This window comes from Caballeronia sp. TF1N1 (assembly GCF_022878925.1).
GTDB lineage: Bacteria > Pseudomonadota > Gammaproteobacteria > Burkholderiales > Burkholderiaceae > Caballeronia.
Map to the genome: position 1 here is coordinate 1,285,274 of NZ_CP084627.1, position 20,061 is coordinate 1,305,334.

Annotated in this window: 20 protein-coding genes; 15 read left to right on the plus strand and 5 right to left on the minus strand. The window is 63.0% G+C overall.

The window, feature by feature from the left end:
- Nucleotides 1–21 precede the first annotated feature (21 nt).
- Entirely contained in the window at nucleotides 22–1,512 is a 1,491-nt protein-coding gene (locus LDZ28_RS19955) for a form I ribulose bisphosphate carboxylase large subunit (RefSeq protein WP_244828822.1), read from the minus strand.
- A 381-nt stretch (nucleotides 1,513–1,893) separates the two neighbouring features.
- On the opposite strand from LDZ28_RS19955, the gene pqqA reads away from it, so the two are divergent.
- The 3 genes from pqqA (at nucleotide 1,894) to LDZ28_RS19970 (ending at nucleotide 3,384) form a co-directional block, all read left to right on the plus strand.
- The gene (gene pqqA / locus LDZ28_RS19960) at nucleotides 1,894–1,968 is read left to right on the plus strand and encodes a pyrroloquinoline quinone precursor peptide PqqA (RefSeq protein WP_008354335.1); all 75 of its coding nucleotides are present in this window, start codon (nucleotides 1,894–1,896) and stop codon (nucleotides 1,966–1,968) included.
- Between the two features lie 96 nt (nucleotides 1,969–2,064).
- Complete coding sequence (locus LDZ28_RS19965) at nucleotides 2,065–2,649, plus strand: DUF447 domain-containing protein (RefSeq protein WP_244829730.1); 585 nt, start codon at nucleotides 2,065–2,067, stop codon at nucleotides 2,647–2,649.
- Nucleotides 2,650–2,682: 33 nt separating this feature from the next.
- Nucleotides 2,683–3,384, plus strand: coding sequence for a (5-formylfuran-3-yl)methyl phosphate synthase (locus LDZ28_RS19970; RefSeq protein ID WP_244828823.1), 702 nt, complete (start codon nucleotides 2,683–2,685; stop codon nucleotides 3,382–3,384).
- A 48-nt stretch (nucleotides 3,385–3,432) separates the two neighbouring features.
- Here LDZ28_RS19970 and LDZ28_RS19975 read toward each other — a convergent pair whose 3' ends face one another.
- The 3 genes from LDZ28_RS19975 to LDZ28_RS19985 form a co-directional block, all read right to left on the minus strand.
- Nucleotides 3,433–4,020, minus strand: coding sequence for an aspartate kinase (locus LDZ28_RS19975; protein ID WP_244828824.1), 588 nt, complete (start codon nucleotides 4,018–4,020; stop codon nucleotides 3,433–3,435).
- Nucleotides 4,021–4,110: 90 nt separating this feature from the next.
- Nucleotides 4,111–5,211, minus strand: coding sequence for a hydantoinase/oxoprolinase family protein (locus LDZ28_RS19980; protein ID WP_244828825.1), 1,101 nt, complete (start codon nucleotides 5,209–5,211; stop codon nucleotides 4,111–4,113).
- Complete coding sequence (locus LDZ28_RS19985) at nucleotides 5,211–6,242, minus strand: ATP-grasp domain-containing protein (protein ID WP_244828826.1); 1,032 nt, start codon at nucleotides 6,240–6,242, stop codon at nucleotides 5,211–5,213. The genes LDZ28_RS19980 and LDZ28_RS19985 overlap by 1 nt, the downstream gene beginning before the upstream one ends.
- Nucleotides 6,243–6,255: 13 nt before the next feature.
- Here LDZ28_RS19985 and LDZ28_RS19990 point away from each other — a divergent pair, with 13 nt between their 5' ends.
- The 11 genes from LDZ28_RS19990 to LDZ28_RS20040 all read left to right on the plus strand — a co-directional run bounded on the left by LDZ28_RS19990 (nucleotide 6,256) and on the right by LDZ28_RS20040 (nucleotide 16,573).
- On the plus strand, nucleotides 6,256–6,984 hold the full coding sequence (locus LDZ28_RS19990; RefSeq protein ID WP_244828827.1) for a HisA/HisF-related TIM barrel protein: 729 nt from the start codon (nucleotides 6,256–6,258) through the stop codon (nucleotides 6,982–6,984).
- A 234-nt stretch (nucleotides 6,985–7,218) separates the two neighbouring features.
- Entirely contained in the window at nucleotides 7,219–8,520 is a 1,302-nt protein-coding gene (locus LDZ28_RS19995; RefSeq protein ID WP_244829731.1) for a formylmethanofuran dehydrogenase, read from the plus strand.
- On the plus strand, nucleotides 8,517–10,220 hold the full coding sequence (locus tag LDZ28_RS20000; protein WP_244828828.1) for a formylmethanofuran dehydrogenase subunit A: 1,704 nt from the start codon (nucleotides 8,517–8,519) through the stop codon (nucleotides 10,218–10,220). Before LDZ28_RS19995 ends, LDZ28_RS20000 begins: the two co-directional genes overlap by 4 nt.
- On the plus strand, nucleotides 10,221–11,171 hold the full coding sequence (gene fhcD / locus LDZ28_RS20005) for a formylmethanofuran--tetrahydromethanopterin N-formyltransferase (protein WP_244828829.1): 951 nt from the start codon (nucleotides 10,221–10,223) through the stop codon (nucleotides 11,169–11,171).
- Nucleotides 11,168–11,986, plus strand: coding sequence for a formylmethanofuran dehydrogenase subunit C (locus LDZ28_RS20010; RefSeq protein WP_244828830.1), 819 nt, complete (start codon nucleotides 11,168–11,170; stop codon nucleotides 11,984–11,986). The genes fhcD and LDZ28_RS20010 overlap by 4 nt, the downstream gene beginning before the upstream one ends.
- A gap of 69 nt (nucleotides 11,987–12,055) precedes the next feature.
- Nucleotides 12,056–12,625, plus strand: a complete 570-nt coding sequence (locus tag LDZ28_RS20015; protein WP_244828831.1) for a cytochrome b — start codon at nucleotides 12,056–12,058, stop codon at nucleotides 12,623–12,625.
- Nucleotides 12,626–12,650: 25 nt separating this feature from the next.
- The gene (gene pqqB / locus LDZ28_RS20020; protein WP_244828832.1) at nucleotides 12,651–13,580 is read left to right on the plus strand and encodes a pyrroloquinoline quinone biosynthesis protein PqqB; all 930 of its coding nucleotides are present in this window, start codon (nucleotides 12,651–12,653) and stop codon (nucleotides 13,578–13,580) included.
- 40 nt (nucleotides 13,581–13,620) lie between these two features.
- Nucleotides 13,621–14,355: a pyrroloquinoline-quinone synthase PqqC gene (gene pqqC, locus LDZ28_RS20025; RefSeq protein WP_244829732.1), complete on the plus strand. Its 735-nt coding sequence runs from the start codon at nucleotides 13,621–13,623 to the stop codon at nucleotides 14,353–14,355.
- Complete coding sequence (gene pqqD, locus LDZ28_RS20030; RefSeq protein ID WP_244828833.1) at nucleotides 14,352–14,660, plus strand: pyrroloquinoline quinone biosynthesis peptide chaperone PqqD; 309 nt, start codon at nucleotides 14,352–14,354, stop codon at nucleotides 14,658–14,660. The genes pqqC and pqqD overlap by 4 nt, the downstream gene beginning before the upstream one ends.
- 15 nt (nucleotides 14,661–14,675) lie before the next feature.
- The gene (gene pqqE / locus LDZ28_RS20035; RefSeq protein ID WP_244828834.1) at nucleotides 14,676–15,875 is read left to right on the plus strand and encodes a pyrroloquinoline quinone biosynthesis protein PqqE; all 1,200 of its coding nucleotides are present in this window, start codon (nucleotides 14,676–14,678) and stop codon (nucleotides 15,873–15,875) included.
- A complete protein-coding gene (locus tag LDZ28_RS20040; RefSeq protein WP_244828835.1) occupies nucleotides 15,872–16,573 on the plus strand; it encodes a response regulator transcription factor in 702 nt (233 codons plus the stop codon). The genes pqqE and LDZ28_RS20040 overlap by 4 nt, the downstream gene beginning before the upstream one ends.
- Here the strand turns inward: LDZ28_RS20040 and LDZ28_RS20045 are convergent.
- Nucleotides 16,501–17,538: a sensor histidine kinase gene (locus LDZ28_RS20045; protein WP_370652166.1), complete on the minus strand. Its 1,038-nt coding sequence runs from the start codon at nucleotides 17,536–17,538 to the stop codon at nucleotides 16,501–16,503. The genes LDZ28_RS20040 and LDZ28_RS20045 overlap by 73 nt on opposite strands.
- 164 nt (nucleotides 17,539–17,702) lie before the next feature.
- Between LDZ28_RS20045 and LDZ28_RS20050 the strand changes: the two genes are divergently transcribed.
- A complete protein-coding gene (locus LDZ28_RS20050) occupies nucleotides 17,703–20,057 on the plus strand; it encodes a TonB-dependent receptor (protein WP_244828837.1) in 2,355 nt (784 codons plus the stop codon).
- Nucleotides 20,058–20,061 lie beyond the last annotated feature (4 nt).

Consider the following 20,061-nt stretch of genomic DNA (forward strand, 5'->3'; position numbering starts at 1 on the left):
TTCCCTTGAAGATGAGATGCGTCAGGCAGGCGTCGCCGACACCGCGTAGTCGGGCGTATCGGTGGATGCATAGTTGAAGGTCACGTCGCGCCACGTATCGAGCGCGGCCTTGAGCGGCGTGCACCAGCGCGCGGCGGCTTCGAGAATGTCCATGCCCTCGTTGACGATGTCGCGCCCTTCATTGCGCGCCTTGACCATCGCTTCGAGCGCCACGCGATTCGCCACGGCGCCCGCCTGTATGCCTTGCGGATGCCCGATGGTCCCGCCGCCGAACTGCAGAATGGCGTCGTCGCCGAAGAGGTCGAGAAGCTGATGCATCTGTCCCGCATGAATGCCGCCCGACGCCACCGGCATGACCTTGCGCAAACCGGCCCACGGTTGATCGAAGAAGATGCCGCGCGACAAGTCCACTTCGTTACGCGACTCGCGCAGCACGTTGTAATAGCCCTGCACGGAGAGCGGATCGCCTTCGAGCTTGCCGACCGCCGTGCCCGCATGCGCATGATCGACGCCCGCCATGCGCAACCATTTCGCGATCACGCGAAACGAGATGCCGTGATTGCGTTGCCGCGTATAAGTGCCATGCCCCGCACGATGCAGATGCAGAATCATGTCGTTTCTGCGCGCCCATTTCGACATCGACTGAATGGCGGTCCAGCCGATCACGAGATCGATCATCACGATGCACGAGCCGAGTTCCTTGGCGAACTCCGCGCGTTCGTACATGTCTTCCATCGTGCCCGCGGTGACGTTGAGATAGTGGCCCTTCACTTCGCCGGTCTCGGCTTGTGCGCGCGCCACGGCTTCCATTGCGAAGAGGTAGCGGTCGCGCCAGTGCATGAAGGCTTGCGAGTTGATGTTCTCGTCGTCTTTCAGAAAGTCCAGGCCGCCCTTCAGACCTTCATAGACCACGCGTCCATAGTTCTTGCCCGAGAGGCCGAGCTTGGGCTTGACGGTCGCGCCGAGCAACGGGCGTCCGTATTTGTCGAGCCGTTCACGCTCGACGACGATGCCCGTCGGCGGCCCTTGAAACGTCTTCAGATACGCAACCGGAATGCGCATGTCTTCGAGCCGCAGCGCCTTCAAAGGCTTGAAGCCGAAGACGTTGCCGATGATCGATGCCGTGAGATTCGCCACGGACCCCTCCTCGAACAGATCGAGGTCGTAAGCGATATACGCGAAGTATTGCGGATCGTCGGCGCGTGCATTGGGCACGGGCTCCACGCGATACGCCTTTGCGCGGTACATGTCGCAAGCGGTGAGACGGTCGGTCCAGACCACCGTCCACGTCGCCGTCGACGATTCGCCCGCAACGGCTGCCGCGGCTTCTTCAGGATCGACACCCGCTTGCGGTGTGATGCGAAAGAGCGCGATGACATCCGTATCCTTCGGCACGTAATCGGGCTGCCAGTAACCCATCTCGCGATACTTCATGACGCCGGCCGCATAACGCGAGCGCGGATCGGACGGATTGCGCGCTGCCTCTACAGCAGCCTTGTTGAAGTCGTTCATTCCGTTTCCTCGACAGTGGAGATGAGAGGACGTTCGCTCGATGGCGCCCGCCGCGCTGTTGTGTTCGCCTGCTGTGAATGCAGAGTAGGCTCGCGGCTTTCAGAAAGGAATTCACGATTAACTTGCACGAGGCTAAGCAATCCCTTATCTACTGTCCCGTTCGCGAAGCCTCGCCACGCCGATGGAACACTTTGCTGCGTTTTTGTCACAGTGCCGGCTTGCAATGCCTTTTGCCGCCCTGCCGTGCTATTTGCGGGCGTCACGGCGCGGATGGCATGACGCTTGCGTGAACCATTCGCGCCGGCGTCTCCCGGCTGTGTGACGAATGCATCCGTCAGACGTGCAAGCGAGGCAACCACCGTCATTACTGGAGGATCGACTATGCAATGGACCACGCCCAGCTTCACCGATATGCGTTTTGGTTTTGAAATCACGATGTATATCGCCACCCGCTAGAGGCGGATGAACCCGCACGGCGCTGCATCGCTCGAAGTTCAAAGAACGATGCGGCTCGCCCGTGCGGTTATGAACAACCGAACGACGCGCGCCGCCATGATCTACGAGACCATCGTCACGACAGCGAATAGCGATGGCCGGCCGCACATCGCGCCCATGGGCGTGCGTTTCGAAGACGGCCTCGCGATCCTTGCGCCTTTCAGGCCGTCCACCACACTCGACAATGTCATCGCCACACGCAGCGCCGTCATCAACTTCACGACGGACGTGCGCGTGTTTGCTGGCTGTGTCACCGGCATCGCGCGCGACTGGCCCACGGTTCCGGCCAATGCGGTGCCGAGCGTGCGGCTTGCCGACACGCTTGCGCATACCGAACTGCGACTCGCCGATATGAGCGAGGACGAGACGCGTCCCGTGCTGCGCATGGAATGCGTCTATCGCGAAACGCATGCGCCGTTCGCGGGTTTCAATCGCGCTCAAGCGGCGGTTGTCGAAGGCGCGGTGCTCGTGAGCCGGCTTTTCATGTTGCCGCCGGAGAAGGTGGATAGCGAGATCGCTTATCTGCGCATTGCCATCGACAAGACCGCGGGCGATGCGGAACGCACGGCATGGAACTGGCTCTTGCAGGCTATCGATGAATATCGCGCCAGGGCGCTCAGCACGTCGGCCCTTGGTTCCTGATTACTCTCTGAAGCACCCCCTTGGAGTCAGACCATGACCGCATTGCTCGCGAGCGTCCGCTCGGCCGATGAAGCATTCGATGCCGCGCAGGCAGGCGCGGAACTGATCGATTTGAAGGAACCGGGCGCGGGCGCGCTGGGCGGTGTGAATGTCGATGAAATCGCGCGCATCGTTGGCGCGTTGCGCGCGCGTTACGCTGTGCGGCCGATTAGCGCCACTATCGGCGACCTGCCCAACGACGCACTCGATGAGATCACCACGCGTGTGCTCGACGTCGCCGCGGCGGGCGTCGATTACGTGAAGGTCGGCGTGAACGCCGGGCCCGGTGCGGTCGAATGTTTGCGTCATCTGGCGGGCTTGCCAGCGGCCGTGGTGCCCGTGCTGCTCTCCGACGAAGGCGTGGACCGTTCGCTTGCGGCGCTTGCCGTGCAACTCGGCTTCGTGGGTATCGTCTTCGATACCGCTCACAAGGACGGACGCACGCTGTTCGATTGTGTCGATGTCACCGTGCTCGCGGAGTGCATGGCCATCATGCGCAGACGCGGCGGCATGACCGCGCTCGCGGGTTCGCTCGGATGGAACGATCTCGAACGCATCCGTTCGTTGAGGCCCGATATCGCGGGCTTTCGCGGCGCGTTATGCGATGAGAACGCCGGCCGCGCGGGACGGCTCGATCCGCTGCGCGTGACGCGATGGGTCAATGCGCTGCACGGCGAACGCGCGCTCACGCTTTGACGCATGCATTCCCGGCGCCTGGAATAAAAGCGCCGGGCATTCGAGGCATCAGACAGCGAGATTCAAGAGCCTGTCGCGCATGACGTTCACATCGCCCTTGCTGAAAATCTCCACGACGTAGTTGGCGTCGCGCACATAGGCCGGAAAGCGCTTGTCCACGATGCCCTCGTTTGCGAGCGTCTCCAAGGGCGCGTTCGCTTCGACATCGCATGACTTCACGATCATCAGCCGCTCCGCATTGAGTCTCGCGGAAAGCCATGCGGCGAGACTGTCGGAAGTCGTGTCCCAGTTGGTCATCGAGTCGGGCGTGGAGCGCATGAGATCGGTTGGCACCCACACCGCCACGCGGCCATCGCGCAATGCGCGCCGGATGCGTTCCTCGTTCGACGCCAGCACGAGTTCGGGCGCCACGCCTTGCATGAGAATGGCGTACTGCGCCATGGCGAGCAGACACATGTTGTGCGCCGCCAGGTCATCGAAATGCCATTCGCTTTGATACTGCCGCACGGCATCGGCAAAATCGCCGCCGCCCGGAACGATCACGACCCGCCCGCCACCCACTTCCCATAGCTGCGTCAGCCACTCGCGCAGCGCAGGGTCGTGACTCAGGCTACCCCCGATCTTCACCACCCACATGGCCGTTATCCTCGTTCGAGATTGACCGCTTTCATGCTGCCGCCGGGCCACGCACCCGGTTCGTCGCCGCTCTTCTTTGTCGCCTGTCCATCACGTCGATGCCATGACGCTGCCCGCCGTCGCACGCTCCGTCGCCGATGCCGCGAGCAAGCCCACGGCCACGCTCGGCGCGCACGTCGAAACCCATTCGGCACGCTCGGTGTCGTTGTCATCCACACCAGCCAGCCGCGCAAAATCGATATAACCGCGCGCCTCCTGACGCGCCAGTGCCGTGGCGAGAAAGCGCCCACAGCCCGCACCGACGATCGGTGCACGAGCCAGCGCTTCATGCTGCGCACTCACGCGCGCAAGGTTCGTTTCGAGCGTGCGCAACTGTTCGTGGCGCCACGCGTGCGCGAAGCGGCGCCATTCGGCATCGCTCGCGTCGGCTGCATCGCGGCCGATCATCCTCGCAATGCGCGTGCGGCTCGCGGCCTCGGTCTTCGGACCGTTGTCGGCGCTCGCATGCTGATCGTGTTGCGGCCACAGTTCGCCGGTCAGGCGATACACATCGGCGGAAGTCGCGAACCATTCGTTCATCACGCCGGTGGTCTCGCCACGAAATGCGATACGTTGCGCAACGCCGCACAAGGGCGTGCGCACGACACCCTGATAAACGAGCTCGCCGCTCACGAGCCGCTCGGCGTCGTTCGAGCCGCGCGCAACCACGCGTTCCGCCACGATGGGAATGATGTCCGTGGTCGTGCTGCCGATATCGACGAGCACCGCATTCGGCACGCACGACGCGACCCATTGCGCGGTCGCAAGCCAGTTCGCCGATGCCACCTTGCGCCAGCCATCCGCGCAGGCAGAGCGCGCGAGCCAGCCTGCTTCGCCCGCGTAGAACAGCGTGCGCGGGCCGAGCCGCTGCGCAAGGGTGCGCGTGAGCGTGCGCACGCCCTCGGCGCGGTCGCTGAAGAGATCGACCATTTCGCCTGTCATCGTGACCGCGTGACGCGCCGAAGCATGCGCGGCATCGGGCCAGCGTTCGAACACGTGATCGATGGCGCGTTCGAGATGCGTCATGCCCTGCCACAATGGACACGCCCATTGCGCGACATCGGCGAGTCCGTTCTCGCGGGTCGTCATCGACACCTTGACGTGCGCGCCACCCACGTCCCAGCCGAATACCGGCGCTTGCCGATGCGTCATCAGGACGCTCCCTGACAGGCGCGCAACGGACCCGAATCGCGTTCATCCGCAAAACCCGCGACGTGATGCGCCGCGAGCAGTTCCGCCGCGAGATTGCGCGAGAACGCGTGGCTCAAGCCTGCATAAGCAACCGTCAAACGCGGGTTCACTTCGATGACCACGGGCCCGCGCGCCGGATTCCAGACAACGTCGATGCCCGCGAAGCCACGCAGCCCCGGAAACGCTTCCGCCACACGTAGCGCGAGCCGTTCGAGCGCGCGCCCTTGCGGCCCATGCCGATCGATACGGTTTACATCGACGCCATCGAACTGGACGATGTGCTTACCGGCCGCATGCGAAAGCCCGATGTTCTGGCGGTTGATCGAGACCACGCGCGCGCCTTCGTCGTCGCAAATCAGCGAGACGCTGAGCGGTTCACCATCGACCCACGCCTGAAGCACGGGATTGCGGCCCGCTTCCGCGCGCGCTTGGTATTCGGCGCGGGCGGCGTCGAGTTCGTCGTAGACGTAGGTATCGAGGCCGCCTGCGCCGTCATCTGGCTTGACGACCCAGCGGCGTGCGTCGTCAGGCGATGCATCGTCGGGATCGAGTGCGGGCGTGACCGCGATGCCGCGCGCCGCGAGACAAGCGGCCGTCGCGCTCTTGCTCGATGCCGCGCGAATCGTTTCCTTCGCGCAGCCAAGCCAGCGCGCGGCGCCCACGGCATCGAAAAGACGCAGCAGCAAACCATCGCATTCCGGCGCGATGATGCACGCGTAGTCGTTGGCGCGCGCCATGCGGGCGACGAAGCGCGTGACGGATTCGCCCGGCTCGGCCTTGCAGTGCGCGTAGGCGGCATCGACATGCTCGAAGCGCGAACTCGCGATGGTCACGTCGATGCCCGGCAACGCGCGCAGATCGGCTGCGATGGCGTCGCGCATCACGCGGCCCTCGACGATCAGCGCGCTCAGGTCCGCAAGACTGCCCGCGCCCGCGACATCGGGATCGATGCCGCCGCCAGTGAGATACTCGAACACAAAGATCTTGGTCAAAGGAAAGCCATCCATGCAGGTGATACCCGTTCTCGATCTGCTCGACGGCCACGCGGTGCGCGCGGTGCGCGGCGAACGCTCAGGCTATCGGCCCATCCGGTCCTCGTTGTGCACGACGAGCGCACCCGTCGATGTCGCCACCGCGCTGATCCACGCGACCGGCTCACGCACGCTCTACATCGCGGACCTCGGCGCGATCCTCGAGCGCGGCGATCACGCGCCTGTGCTAGCCGCCATTTGCGATGCTTTGGGCGACGGCGTTTCCATCTGGCTCGATGCAGGCTACGCCGGCTTCATGCCGATGCAGGCCTTGTTCGAGCGCATCGCTTCATTCAGGCGCTCGTCCTCCCGTTCTCGTGTCGTCCCTGTATTCGGCACCGAAAGCCTGCTCGATCCGAACGCTCTCGAAGAAGCCCTTGCCGCAAACCATGACCCGATCCTCTCGCTCGACTATCGCGCAGGCCGCGCGCTCGGGTCGACGCCATCGGGCAGCGACTGGTGGCCGTCGCGCGTCATCGTCATGACGCTCGATCAGGTCGGCGCGTTCGCGGGACCGGACTTGACCACGTTCGCCGCAGTGAAGGCGCTCGCGGGTTCGCGCGAACTCATCGGCGCGGGCGGCATTCGTCATCGTGATGATCTCGTGGTTGCCGAGCACAGCGGCGCCGCGGGCTGGCTCGTTGCTTCGGCGCTTCATGATGCGGCCTTGCTAGCTGGTCAGCACCGTTCGTCGGAAGGTTGACTCAATATCCATGCCAAGCGCGGCGCGCGCCGTTATGTCTCATCAAACACGACGCCAGAGCTTTGTAAGCGTGCGGGATGCCGCTGTTGCATCCGGGCGTGCATGGGTGACAGTGTGTTTCATTGCGGAACAATGCCGTTGCAGATGTGGGTAATGCAGTATCGGCAGCGCGACCTGTCGACCACGCAGGAGCACCGCGTGAAATCGGCATGGACCTTGCTCGTTTGCAGCCCCATGCACGCATCTCCCACAACATCGAACGCGGCTTCGCAGTCGTCGCCCAAGGAAAGAGGGCAACGGAACTGGACCTGCCCGTTCTGCCCATTGCTATGCGACGACATCTCGCTGAAGCGCACCGGCGATCAACAACTCGCGGCGACAGACACCGATTGCCCTCGGCTTGCCTCGTCCCTTGCAGCGCTCGACGCGCCCGGCGTGCCCTGCCCGCCGACGGTAGACGGGCAAGCCACCGATCTCGCGTCGGCGCTCCAGCGTGCCGCGCAAATCCTGTCCGTGGCGAAACGGCCGCTCTTTGGCGGACTGGCAACCGACGTAGCCGGCGCACGCGCGCTCTATGAACTCGCCGCCCAGAGCGGCGCGATACTCGATCACCTGCACGGCGATACCCTCGCCGCCGCGAACCTCGCGTTGCAGGACCGTGGCGCGTTCTTCACGACGCTCTCGGAAGTGCGTTCGCGTGCCGACCTCATCGTGGTTGTCGCGTGCGAACCGGCGCGGCGCTATCCGCGTTTCTACGAGCGCATTGCGGCCAAAGATCGCGGCGTGGATATCGTGTTCGTCGGGTGCGGCGTCGATCCCGCAGCGGGCGCGCGTGTCGAAGCGCGACTGGAAAACGCCGAACCGTTCGACATGCTCGCCATATGGTCCGCGCTGGTAGAAGGCCGAAAGCCCGCGGCGCTGAACGACGACACGGGCGCCGCCAGCGAACTCGCCGCGCTTACCGAACGCATTCTGGCCGCGAAGTACACGGCCATCATCCATGAGCCGGCGGCGCTGCCGGGCCCGCACGCGGCGTTGGCCATCGAAGCGTTGAGCCGTATCGTCAAGGCGCTCAACAAGACGACGCGTGCCGGCGCGCTCGCCCTTGGCGGCGACGATGGCGCACTCACGGTGAATCAGGCCGTCACATGGCTCTCGGGTTTTCCGCTGCGCACGCGCGTGGCCTACGGCTTGCCGCTCGATCACGATTCATGGCGCTATCGCACCGAGACGCTCGCGAGCCGCGGCGAGATCGATGCGCTGTTATGGGTGTCGAGCTTCGCGCCCGAAGCGCTACCTGCATCGCTTGACGATGATGTGCCTGCCATCGTCCTTGGCCATCGTGCGACGGTTGTCGGCACGCGTCGCGCGCCTACCGTGTTCATCCCGGTGGCCACGCCGGGCATCGACAGTGGCGGGCACTTGTTTCGCGTGGACGGTTCCGTGGTCGCGCCGCTTGTTGCCGCGCGCGATGCCGCTTATCCCACCGTTGCGGCCATCGTACGCGAACTGACGCAAGCCGGGAGGCCGTCATGAGCCTCACGCGTCTGCGCGGCGGCGTGGTCTTCGACCCCGTCAACAAAATCGATGGGCACAAGTGCGACATCTATATCCGCGATGGCCGCATCGTCGCGGATGCAGCGGGCGAATCCATCGCGCCCGAACGCGACTTCGACGCGAGCGGCATGGTGGTGATGGCGGGCGGCATCGATCTGCATTCGCATATCGGCGGCGGCAAGACGAATCTGTCGCGGCTGCTGTTGCCCGAGGATCATCGCAACGATCCGCTCGCAACGCGACGCAACGACGACGAAGGCCGTTATCTGCGCCTGCCTTCATGCGGCACATGCACGCCCGGCACGCTCGCCACCGGCTACCGTTATGCGGAAATGGGCTACACGGCCGCGTTCGAACCCGCGATGATCGCCTCCAACGCGCGCCACGCGCATCTGGAAATGGGCGATACACCGATCATCGATCACGGCGCCTACGTGATGATGGGCAACGACGAACTGTTCCTGCAGATGCTCGCCGCGCGAGAAGAGTTCGAACGTCTGCGCGATTACGTGGGCTGGACCGTCAACGCGAGCAAGGCGCTCGGCGTGAAGGTGGTGAATCCGGGCGGCATCTCGGCATTCAAGTTCAATCAGCGCTCGCTCGATGTCGATGAAAAGCACGTGCATTACGGCATCACACCACGCGATGTGCTGCGCACGCTCACGCGCGCGCTGACCGAGTTGCGGGTGCCGCATCCCTTGCATGTGCATGCGAGCAACCTCGGCGTGCCAGGCAATCTCGAATCGACCATCAAGACGATGGATGCCGCCGAAGGCCTGCCAATCCATCTCACGCATATCCAGTTTCATAGCTACGGCACGGAAGGTCCGCGCAAGTTTTCATCGGGCGCTCGCGCGATTGCCGAAGCGGTCAACGCACGGTCCAACGTGACCATCGACGTCGGGCAGATCATGTTCGGCCAGACCGTCACCGCTTCCGGCGACACGATGATGCAGTTCAAGAACGCGCCGCTCGCGCATCCGCGCAAGTGGGTGCTGGGCGATATCGAATGCGATGCGGGCTGCGGCGTCGTGCCGTTTCGTTATCGCGAAGAGAGCTTCGTGAATGCGCTGCAATGGATCATCGGCCTCGAAATCTTCTTGCTCGTCGACGATCCGTGGCAAGTGTCGATGACCACCGATCATCCGAATGGCGCGCCTTTTACGAGCTATCCGCATCTGATTCGCTTGTTGATGGACAAGTCGTTTCGCGACGAACAGCTTGCCAAGCTTCACGCCGATGCGAAAACCGCCAGCGCGCTTGGAGACATCGAGCGCGAGTTCTCGCTCTACGACATCGCGATCATCACGCGCGCCGGCCCCGCGCGTCTGCTCGGGCTCACGGACCGCGGACATCTCGGCGAAGGCGCGGCGGCGGATATCGCGGTGTATCGTGAAGACGCGGACCGCGAACGCATGTTCACGTCACCCGCCTTCGTGTTCAAGGACGGCGAACTGATCGCGCGTGACGGCACATTGCTCGCCACGCCCACGGGCGGCATTCATTACGTGCAGCCCGAATACGACCGCGCTATCGAAAAGCGCGTGCGCGAATTCGCCGAAGCGAATCTCGCGAGCAAGTTCGAGAAGCTAGCCATCGGCGACGACGAAATCTGCGCGTGCTGCAATGGCGGACGGCTCTTGCCGGTCGCGTGCTTCGACGCAAGCGGGGGTCGATGAATGACCGCGCTTCGCATCAACGACACACAGATAGACGACACCTTCGCCGAAGCCTTTCCGATGAAGGCGACGCGTCTTGTCATCACCGCGCACACGCCGACGTGGGCGCGCCACGCGGCGAATTCGTTGACCGGCTTTGCGACCTCCGTGATCGATTGCGGCTGCGAGGCGGGCATCGAACGTGACATGAACGGCGATGAAACGCCCGACGGCAGGCCCGGCGTCGCGGTGTTGATGTTCGCGATATCGTCGAAGGAACTCGCCAAGCAGATTGCACGGCGCGTCGGTCAGTGCGTGCTCACCTGTCCTACGACGGCAGTTTATGGCGGCATCGATCCCGCGACGAGCCGCGCGCCGCTCTCGGACAACGCACCACTCGGCGCAGGCTTGCGCTTTTTCGGCGACGGCTATCAGATCTCGAAGATGCTCGACGGCACGCGTTACTGGCGCGTGCCCGTCATGGATGGCGAATTTGTTTGCGAGGAATCCACGGCGACGGTGAAGGCTGTCGGCGGCGGCAATCTGCTGTTCCTGGCGCGCGACCTGAATAGCGCGCTTGCCGCGGCCGAGGCAGCGGTCGCGGCGATGCATCGCTTGCCCAACATCATCACGCCGTTTCCGGGCGGCGTGGTGCGCTCGGGTTCGAAGATCGGCTCGAAGTACGCGGGCGCGTCGGCATCGACCAACGATGCGTTTTGCCCGACGCTCGTCGGCTTGTCGAGGAAGAGCGAGTTGACGAGCGACGTGGCTTGCGTGCTGGAGATAGTCATCGACGGATTGACCGATGCGGACGTGGGCGCCGCGATGACGGCGGGCATGGCAGCCGCAACATCGATCGGCCGCGCGGGCGGCGTGCTGCGCATTTCAGCAGGCAACTATGGCGGCAAGCTCGGACCGTATCACTTCAAGCTGCATGAATTGGCGGCGGGCATCGACGGGAGCCGCGCATGAACGCCATTACATTGCGCGTAAAAGGTGCCCCGGGCTTTCGCGTGGATGCATCGACATTAATACCGTCGGCGCTTGCTTCCTTATCCACCGATGAATTGACGCATCTGGAATTGCAGGGCGCGGGTGAACGTTGCGCGCTTGGCGAACTGTTCGACATCGCTAGAGCCGATGCAAACACGCCGTCCCTGCTCGTCGAAGGCGATGCGCGTTGGCTCGATCGCATCGGCGCGAAGCTCGCCGAAGGCACGATCGAAGTGCATGGCGATGCCGGCGATCACGCGGGCATGGGCATGACAGGCGGTGCGTTGCACGTTCATGGCAACGCGGGCGCATTCACGGCATGCGAGATGCAAGGCGGTCGCCTCGAAGTGCACGGCAATACGGGCGATTTCGCGGCAGGCGCTTTAGCCGGCGACATGGACGGCATGAGCGGCGGCACGCTCGTGATTCACGGCAACGCGGGCGCGCGTCTTGCAGACCGTATGCGACGAGGCACCGTGCTCGTCGCCGGCAATGCAGGCGACTTCGCGGCGTCGCGCATGGTAGCGGGCAGCGTATGCATTGCAGGCAAGACCGGCGCGCATGCAGCCTACGGCATGCGGCGCGGCACGCTCGTGCTATTACACGAGCCGCGCATTGCGCCGACGTTCACCGAAGGCGGTCACGGCTTCGATGTCTTCTGGGCGCTCTTCACGCGCATGCTGGCCCGCGAGATGGCGCCTTTTGCGACACTCGACTCGCGCGTGTTGCCTCGACGCTACGCCGGCGATCTCGCTGTCGACGGACGCGGGGAATTGCTGATCGCCAAGCGTTAAGCAGACGATAAGAATGGACCCGGTGGACCTGTTACCAAGAGACCAAACCCCTTCCAACGGAGAGACGCCATGAGCGCAGCGAAAACGCCCGCTGCCATACGCCCCGGCGTTAAGGCGTCGGACGAGCATTTCGCCCGTCCGCTGATCGCGCTGCACTGGCTGATCGCCATCGCCATCATCGCGATGCTGTGCATCGGCTTCTATATGGTCGGCCTGCCGCGCGGGCTGGCCTTCAAGTCGTCGCTCATCAACTTCCACAAGTCGCTGGGCCTGACCGTTTTCCTGCTGGTGCTGCTTCGAATCGTAGTGCGACTGGTCTACGGCCGGCCGCCTCTACCGCCGATGCAGACGTGGCAACGCGCCGCCGCGAGCATCACGCAGGCTCTTTTATACGTTGGCATGGTGGCAATGCCGCTCACTGGATACCTCGGTTCGTCGTTCAACAAGTTCGGCACGCGCTTCTGGGGTGTGCTTCTGCCACAATGGGGCTGGGACGACAAGGCGTTGCGCGGCCTGTTCTTCGGCATCCACGGCTATCTGGCGTGGATCATGGCCGCGCTGGTCGTCTTGCATTTTCTTGGTGCGTTGAAGCATCAGTTGATCGACCGCGATGGTCTCTTGAGAAGGATGTGGCCATGACGGCACTGGTTTTGAGCGAGGCGTTATGAAGATCCGCGTGCTGGGTTCATCGGCGGGTGGCGGATTTCCGCAATGGAACTGTAATTGCCGCAATTGCGACGGCGTGCGGCGCGGGACCATTGCTGCCCGAGCACGCACGCAGTCGTCGATTGCGGTCAGCGACAACGGCGAAGACTGGCTGCTCGTGAACGCATCGCCGGATATTCTCGCGCAGATCGCGGCGAATCCTGAACTGCAGCCCGCGCGGCGCGTGCGTGATACCGGAATCGCCGCGGTGATCACCATGGACGCGCAGATCGATCACGTCACCGGACTCTTGATGTTGCGCGAGCGCGGCGCACCGCTGCCGCTCTATACGACCGACGCAGTGTGGCAAGACCTTTCCACCGGCTTTCCCATCACGTCGATTCTTTCGCATTACTGCGGCGTGGAGCAGCGGCGTATCGCGCTCGATGGCACTTCGCTCACGGTGCCCGAACTGCCGCGTATTGTCGTCGATGCGCTGCCGCTGTCGAGCAAGGCGCCGCCTTATTCGCCGCATCGCGAGGCGCCCGAGCGCGGCGACAACATCGGCCTTATGTTCACGAATACGGCGACGGGCAAGCGTGCTTTCTATGCGCCGGGTTTAGGGACACTCGAACCGCATGTGCTCGATGCCATGCGCGAAGCCGACCTGTTGCTCGTCGATGGCACCGTCTGGACCGACGACGAGATGATCCGCCTCGGCCTCACGAAGAAAACCGGCGCCGACATGGGCCACCTCGCGCAAAGCGGCGCGGGCGGCATGATCGAGGTGCTGGATTCGATCGACCGCGAAAACACGCGCAAGGTGCGCAAAGTGCTCATTCACATCAACAACACCAATCCGATCCTCATCGAGGATGGACCCGAGCGGCGCATACTGTCCGAGCACGGCATAGAAGTCGCGCATGACGGCATGACGTTCGAGCTTTGAATTCCGGAGAAACTGGATGTCCGATTTTCCCGCCACGCCGATGCTCAATCCCACGACCGGGCCGATCTTCACCGCGTTGAAGGAAGCCGGCCCCGCCTGGACGCGTGAACAGTTCGAAGAGCAACTGCGCGCGAAAGGCACGGCGTATCACATCCACCATCCCTTCAACGTGAAGATGAATAGCGGCGGCTGTTCGCCGGAACAGATTCGCGGCTGGGTGGCGAACCGCTTCTACTATCAGATCAACATCCCGCTGAAAGATGCGGCCGTCATGGCCAATTGTCCCGATCGCGAGACGCGCCGCCGCTGGGTGCTGCGCATTCTGGATCACGACGGTGACGAAGATCAGCCTGGCGGCATCGAGGCATGGGCGCGTCTGGGCGATGCCGTCGGCCTCTCGCGCGACGATCTCTGGTCGCTCAAGTTCGTGACGCCGGGTGTGCGCTTCGCCGTCGATGCCTACGTGAATTTCGCGCGTCGAGCGCCGTGGCAAGAGTCGGTGTGTTCGTCGCTCACGGAGATGTTCGCGCCGCAGATACACAAGGACCGGCTTGCGACGTGGCCCGAGCACTACAAGTGGATCGAACCGGACGGGCTTGCGTATTTTCGTTCACGCGTGTCGCTTGCGCAGCGCGATGTCGAACACGGGCTCGAAGTCACGCTCGCGCATTTCAACACGCGCGAGCAGCAACAACGCGCGCTCGACATCCTGCAGTTCAAGCTCGACATCCTCTGGACCATGCTCGATTCGATCGAAAAGGCCTTCCCGCAATGAGCGACGCCAATCCTCCTCAACGAATCACGGAAGCGGTCGAAGCGCCGGACGACGCGTTGCGCCCGCAACTCAAGCGCCTGTTTCGTCTGCAATGGGAACCGGCGCAGGACGCGCATGTGCTGCTTTATCCGGAAGGCATGGTAAAGCTCAATCAGAGCGCGGCGCAGATTCTTTTGCGCTGCGACGGCACGCGCGATATACCGAAGCTCGTCGCCGATCTCGAAGATGCGTTCGGCGCGAGCAATCTCGGTGACGACGTGCGGGCCTTCATTGCCGGAGCGCGCGCGCGCGGCTGGCTTGCGTAAGTGCTGGAGTGAAGCATGACTGACTTGTCCGAACCGATTGCCAAGCCGGACCCCGAAGCAGCGGTCATTCCGCCGCCGTTGTGGTTGCTTGCGGAACTGACGTATCGATGCCCGTTGCATTGCGTCTTCTGCTACAACCCGGTGAACTACGCGGATCACACGCGCGAACTCAACACCGATCAATGGCTCGACGTGTTGCGTCAGGCGCGTGCGCTGGGCGCGGCGCAACTGGGCTTTTCCGGCGGCGAGCCGCTCTTGCGCGACGACCTCGAAACACTGGTCGGCGAAGCGCGCAAGCTCGGCTTTTATACGAACCTCATCACGTCGGGCATCGGTCTCACCGACAAGCGTCTCACCGCGCTCAAGGACGCGGGGCTCGATCACATTCAACTCTCGTTTCAGGACTCGTCGCAGGAACTCAACGACTTCCTTTCCAGCACGAAGACGTTCGACCTCAAGAAGCGCGTGGCCGGCATGATCAAGGCGCACGACTTTCCGATGGTGCTCAATTGCGTGCTGCATCGCTATAACCTGCCGCATATCGGACGCATTATCGACATGGCGCTCGACATGGGCGCGGAGTATCTCGAACTCGCGAACACGCAGTATTACGGCTGGGCGCACGCGAACCGCGCGCAGCTCATGCCGACGGCCGAGCAACTGCAGGAAGCCGAAGCGGTGGTCGAGCGTTATCGCAAAGAGATTGGCGACCGGTGCAAGATCTACTTCGTCGTGCCCGATTACTACGAGCGTCGTCCGAAGCGCTGCATGAACGGCTGGGGCTCGGTGTTTCTCGGCATTGCGCCCGATGGCGCCGCCTTGCCTTGTCATACGGCGCGCTCGTTGCCTGGCCTTACGTTCCCCAACGTCACGGAGACGCCGCTCAAGGACATCTGGTACGAGAGCGATGCGTTCAATCGATTTCGCGGCTTCGGCTGGATGAAAGAACCCTGCCGCAGTTGCGACGAGAAAGCGATCGATCTCGGCGGCTGCCGCTGTCAGGCGTATCTGCTGACGCAAGATCCCGCGAACGCGGACCCGGTCTGCGACAAGTCCCCGCATCACGAGCGCGTGATCGAAGTGGTGCGGGCCGCCACGATGCGTCAGGAGCCGGAAGAAAAACCGATCATGTTTCGCAACGATGCGAATTCGCGGCGCATAGCCGCCGAATCGCGCGAGAACCATTCGAACAAGAACGGAGAGAGACAACCATGACTGCCGACATCGCCGTGCTGCTGGTGGACGATCATGCCGTAGTGCGCGAAGGCTACAAGCGCTTGCTCGAATTGAGTCCCGACGTGAGCGTCGCGGGCGAGGCGGGCAACGCGGCGGAGGCGTATCAGAAGTTTTGCGCCTTGCAGCCGGATGTCGTGGTGATGGACCTTGCGCTGCCCGGCGCGAGTGGAATAGAAGCCATGCGCCGCATGCTCGCGCGCGAGCCGCATGCGCATGTCCTGATCTTCAGCGTGCACGAGGAAGCCATCTTCGTGCGCCGCGCGCTCGATGCGGGCGCGCGTGGCTACGTCACGAAAGCGAGCGCACCCGATGTCCTGGTCGAAGCGGTACGCTCCGTCGCGCGGCGCGTGTGTTACCTAAGCCCTGACATATCACAGGCGCTGGCGTTGCGCGCAACCATTCAGGAAGGACCGCCCGGACGTCAGCTTTCGGCACGCGAATTCGAGGTGCTGCGGCTCTTGGTCCAAGGCTATACATTGCCGAGTATCGCGGAAAAACTCGGCTTGAGTCAGAAGACAGTGGCGAACCATCAATCCGTGATCCGGCAGAAATTCGGCGCCGATAACGGCGTGCAACTCGCGCAAATAGCAAACCGGCTAGGCCTTCATTTCGCCGACTTCACCGACGCGCCGTTCGCTCCTTCGTTCAATTCGCTAGGCAACGGCAGTCCCGCCTGAGCCGGAACGCGCGCGCAAAACAGGAAGCCCGCACCGGGTTGACTGGCGATATGAAATTCGCCGCCGAGCGCTTCCACGCGTTCGCGCATGCCGATGAGACCCAATCCCATGCGCGGCTTCGCGAGATCGACACCCGGTCCATCGTCGGTCATCGTCACCACGATCTCGCCTGCCGGCGCACGCGCCAGATAAATCTCGACGCGTGAATCGCGCGCGAATTTCGACACGTTGGTCAGGCCTTCCTGCACGAGACGGTAGAGCGTGATGTTGAGCGCATCGTTGAGATTGTCGAAGTCGCCATCGACGGCTAGCGTAAACACCGCATCGGGCAAGCGCTCGCGCCAGCCGTCCACGCAATGTTCGAGTGCGGTCGGCAAGCCGAATTCATCGAGACCGATCGGACGCAGCTTGCGGATCATTCCGCCGATTTCGCGATACACATGCGTCGCGCTTTGCATGAGCGCAAGCGAAAGACGATGCACTTCAGGCTCGCGTTCGAGCGATAAATCGCGGATGCGCCCCGCATCGAGCGAAATGGCGTTGAGGTACTGACCCAGTTCGTCATGCAGTTCGCGCGCGAGATGCCGGCGCTCGGTTTCCTGCGCGGCAATGGCCTGACTCGCGAGCCTACGGTTTTCCGCGAGCAGATGCTCCGCCTCTTCCTCCAGCGCCCGGCGCCGCCGAACTTCACGCTGCGCCTGACGGTAGCGCCGCCACGCGAACCACGCGAAGCCGATTGCGAGCACGACGAGCGTGGCGGGCAATTCATCGAGCTGGAAACGCTCGGCGCTGCGCGTCCATCGGTAGGTGAACTCGTTGAAGTCGAAGGCCGCGAACAGCATGCCGGCCAGCACCGTGATAAGAACGACGCAGGCGAGATCGCTCCATACGGTCGAGCGCATGGAACGCGCGGGCGGGCGTTCGGAGAGCGAGGGAAGAGATTCGTTTGGTATCACGGAATGCATTCTACGCACGGCTTCATCCTCGGGCCCGACACCGTTTGTGCGATTGGGAACGCTTCCCTGCTGAATCGGGAAAAGCTCCCGGTGCGCGCGCGTGTTCTTATGCGACGCTTTCAATGAAACGAACTTACCTCAAGCCGACATTGCAATAACAAGAGGAGACGACGATGAGAAGCATGCCGCGCGAGCGCAAGTCAGCGCATCGGTTCAAACCCCGAGCCGGATTGCGGCTCGCGTTCGGCGGTGCGTTCGCCAGCATCACCGTCGGCGCATGGGCGCAGGCGGCAAGCGCTCCAGAGGTGCCTCCCGCCGTTGTGGCACCGGTCCTCGAAGCGAGTCCGCCGCCGAATACCGACTTGCCCACGGTAGTCGTGGTGGGCACGACACCGCTCATCGGCGTCGGCACGCCGCTCGAAAAGGTGCCCGCGAACGTGCAGACCATCAAGGGCAGCCAGATCGACGCGCAGCATTCCCAGACCATCACCGATTATTTGCAGAAGAACGTCGGCAGCGTCGATATCAACGACGCGCAAGGCAACCCATCGCAGACGGACATTCTCTATCGCGGCTTCACGGCTTCGCCGCTGCTCGGCACGCCGCAGGGCCTTTCGGTGTTTCTGGATGGCGTACGCATCAACGAGCCGTTCGGCGATGTCGTGAACTGGGACCTGATTCCGCAGGCCGCCATCAGCACGATGCAGATCATTCCCGGCTCGAACCCGACGTTCGGCTTGAACACGCTGGGTGGCGCAATCGCGGTGACGACGAAGAACGGCCGGGACAACCCTGGCGGCGCGGTGGATGTGAGCTTCGGTTCGTTCGGCCGCAAGGTGGCGCAGTTCGAACAAGGCGGGTTGATCGGCGATCATCTCGACTACTACTTCACGGCCAACATCACGAACGATAACGGCTGGGCGGCGCAGAATTCTAGCCGCTTGCGCCAGGCCTTCGGCAAGCTGCGCTACACCGACGCCGATACGACGATCTCCCTTTCGATGGGCGGTGCGGACAACACGCTAAACGGCTCGCAGACGATCCCGCGCTCGTTCCTCAACAACTTCAAGCAAGCCTATACGTTCCCAGATACCAACGAGAATCAGGTCGGCTATATCACGCTGTCGGCGGATCGTTACATCACGCCGAACATCCAGTTGAGCGGCAATCTGTACTACCGTCACTATCGCAACAAGAACGTGAGCAGCAACGTCAACGACGACTTCGGCACCGTGGAGGGCGACGATGACGACGATATCGATCTCACGCAGGCCACCAACGACCAGTCGGTGATCGTCACGGACAGCTATGGCGCAAGCCTGCAACTCACCTTGCTCAACAAGCTCTTCGGCAAGGACAACCAGTTGGTGATCGGTGCGGCGGGCGACTTCGCCAACTCGCATTTTTCGCAATCGTCGCAGGATGCCGAGTTCACGGATAGCCGCGCGACCATCGGCATGGGTCCGTTCGTTCCGCAGACGGACGCCAAGACGCGCAATCAGAACTGGGGCATCTACTTCGAGAACACCTTCTCTTTCACGCAGCAATGGTCCATGACGCTCGCCGGGCGCTATAACTGGTCGAAGGCGGTGATCGGTGACGAGAGCGGCGTGCAGCCATTACTCGATGGCAATCACACGTTCTCGCGCTTCAATCCGGCTATCGGTTTCAACTGGAATCCGACGCGCTCCTTCACCGCCTACGCCACGTATAACGAAGGCATGCGTTCGCCGACGGCTATCGAACTCGCTTGCGCCGACCCGGCCGCACCGTGCTCGCTGCCGAACGATTTCATCGCCGACCCCGACCTCAAGCCGGTGATTTCGCGCACCTTCGAAGTGGGCGCGCGTGGACGCCTTGGCAACGCGACGACATGGAGCGCGGCGGCCTACAGCACGACCCTTTCCGACGATATCCAGTTCGTCAGCAGCCAGGGCGCGGCAAGCACGCTCGGCTACTTTCAGAACGTGGGCAAGACGCGCAGGCAAGGCTTCGAACTCGCGGGCCGCACGCAATGGGGACCGGTCGGCATGGCCGCGAGCTATAGCTACGTGAACGCGACTTATCGTTCAACATGGACCGAGAGCAGCGCCAGCAATTCGAGCGCGGATGACGGCGGCAATATCACCGTTCACTCCGGCGATCGCATTCCGGGCATTCCGGCGAATACGGTCAAGGTGCGACTCGACTACAACGCGCTGCCGCAATGGAATATCGGCAGCAACCTCACGTATCGCAGCAGCATCTTCGCGCGCGGCGACGAGAACAATCAGGACACGAATGGCAGCATTGCCGGCTACTTTCTGATCGATCTCGATACGACCTACAACGTGACCAAGCAGTTGCAGGTCTATGCGACCGTAAAGAATCTGTTGAACAAGCGCTACGCGAACTTCGCCATTCTTGGCGAGAACTTCTTCAACGGACCGAATCACACGTTCAACGGCGCGGATACCACCAACGAGCAATTTCTGGGTGTTGGCGCGCCGCGTGGCGTGTGGGTGGGGATGCGCTATGCGTGGAAGTGAGTAT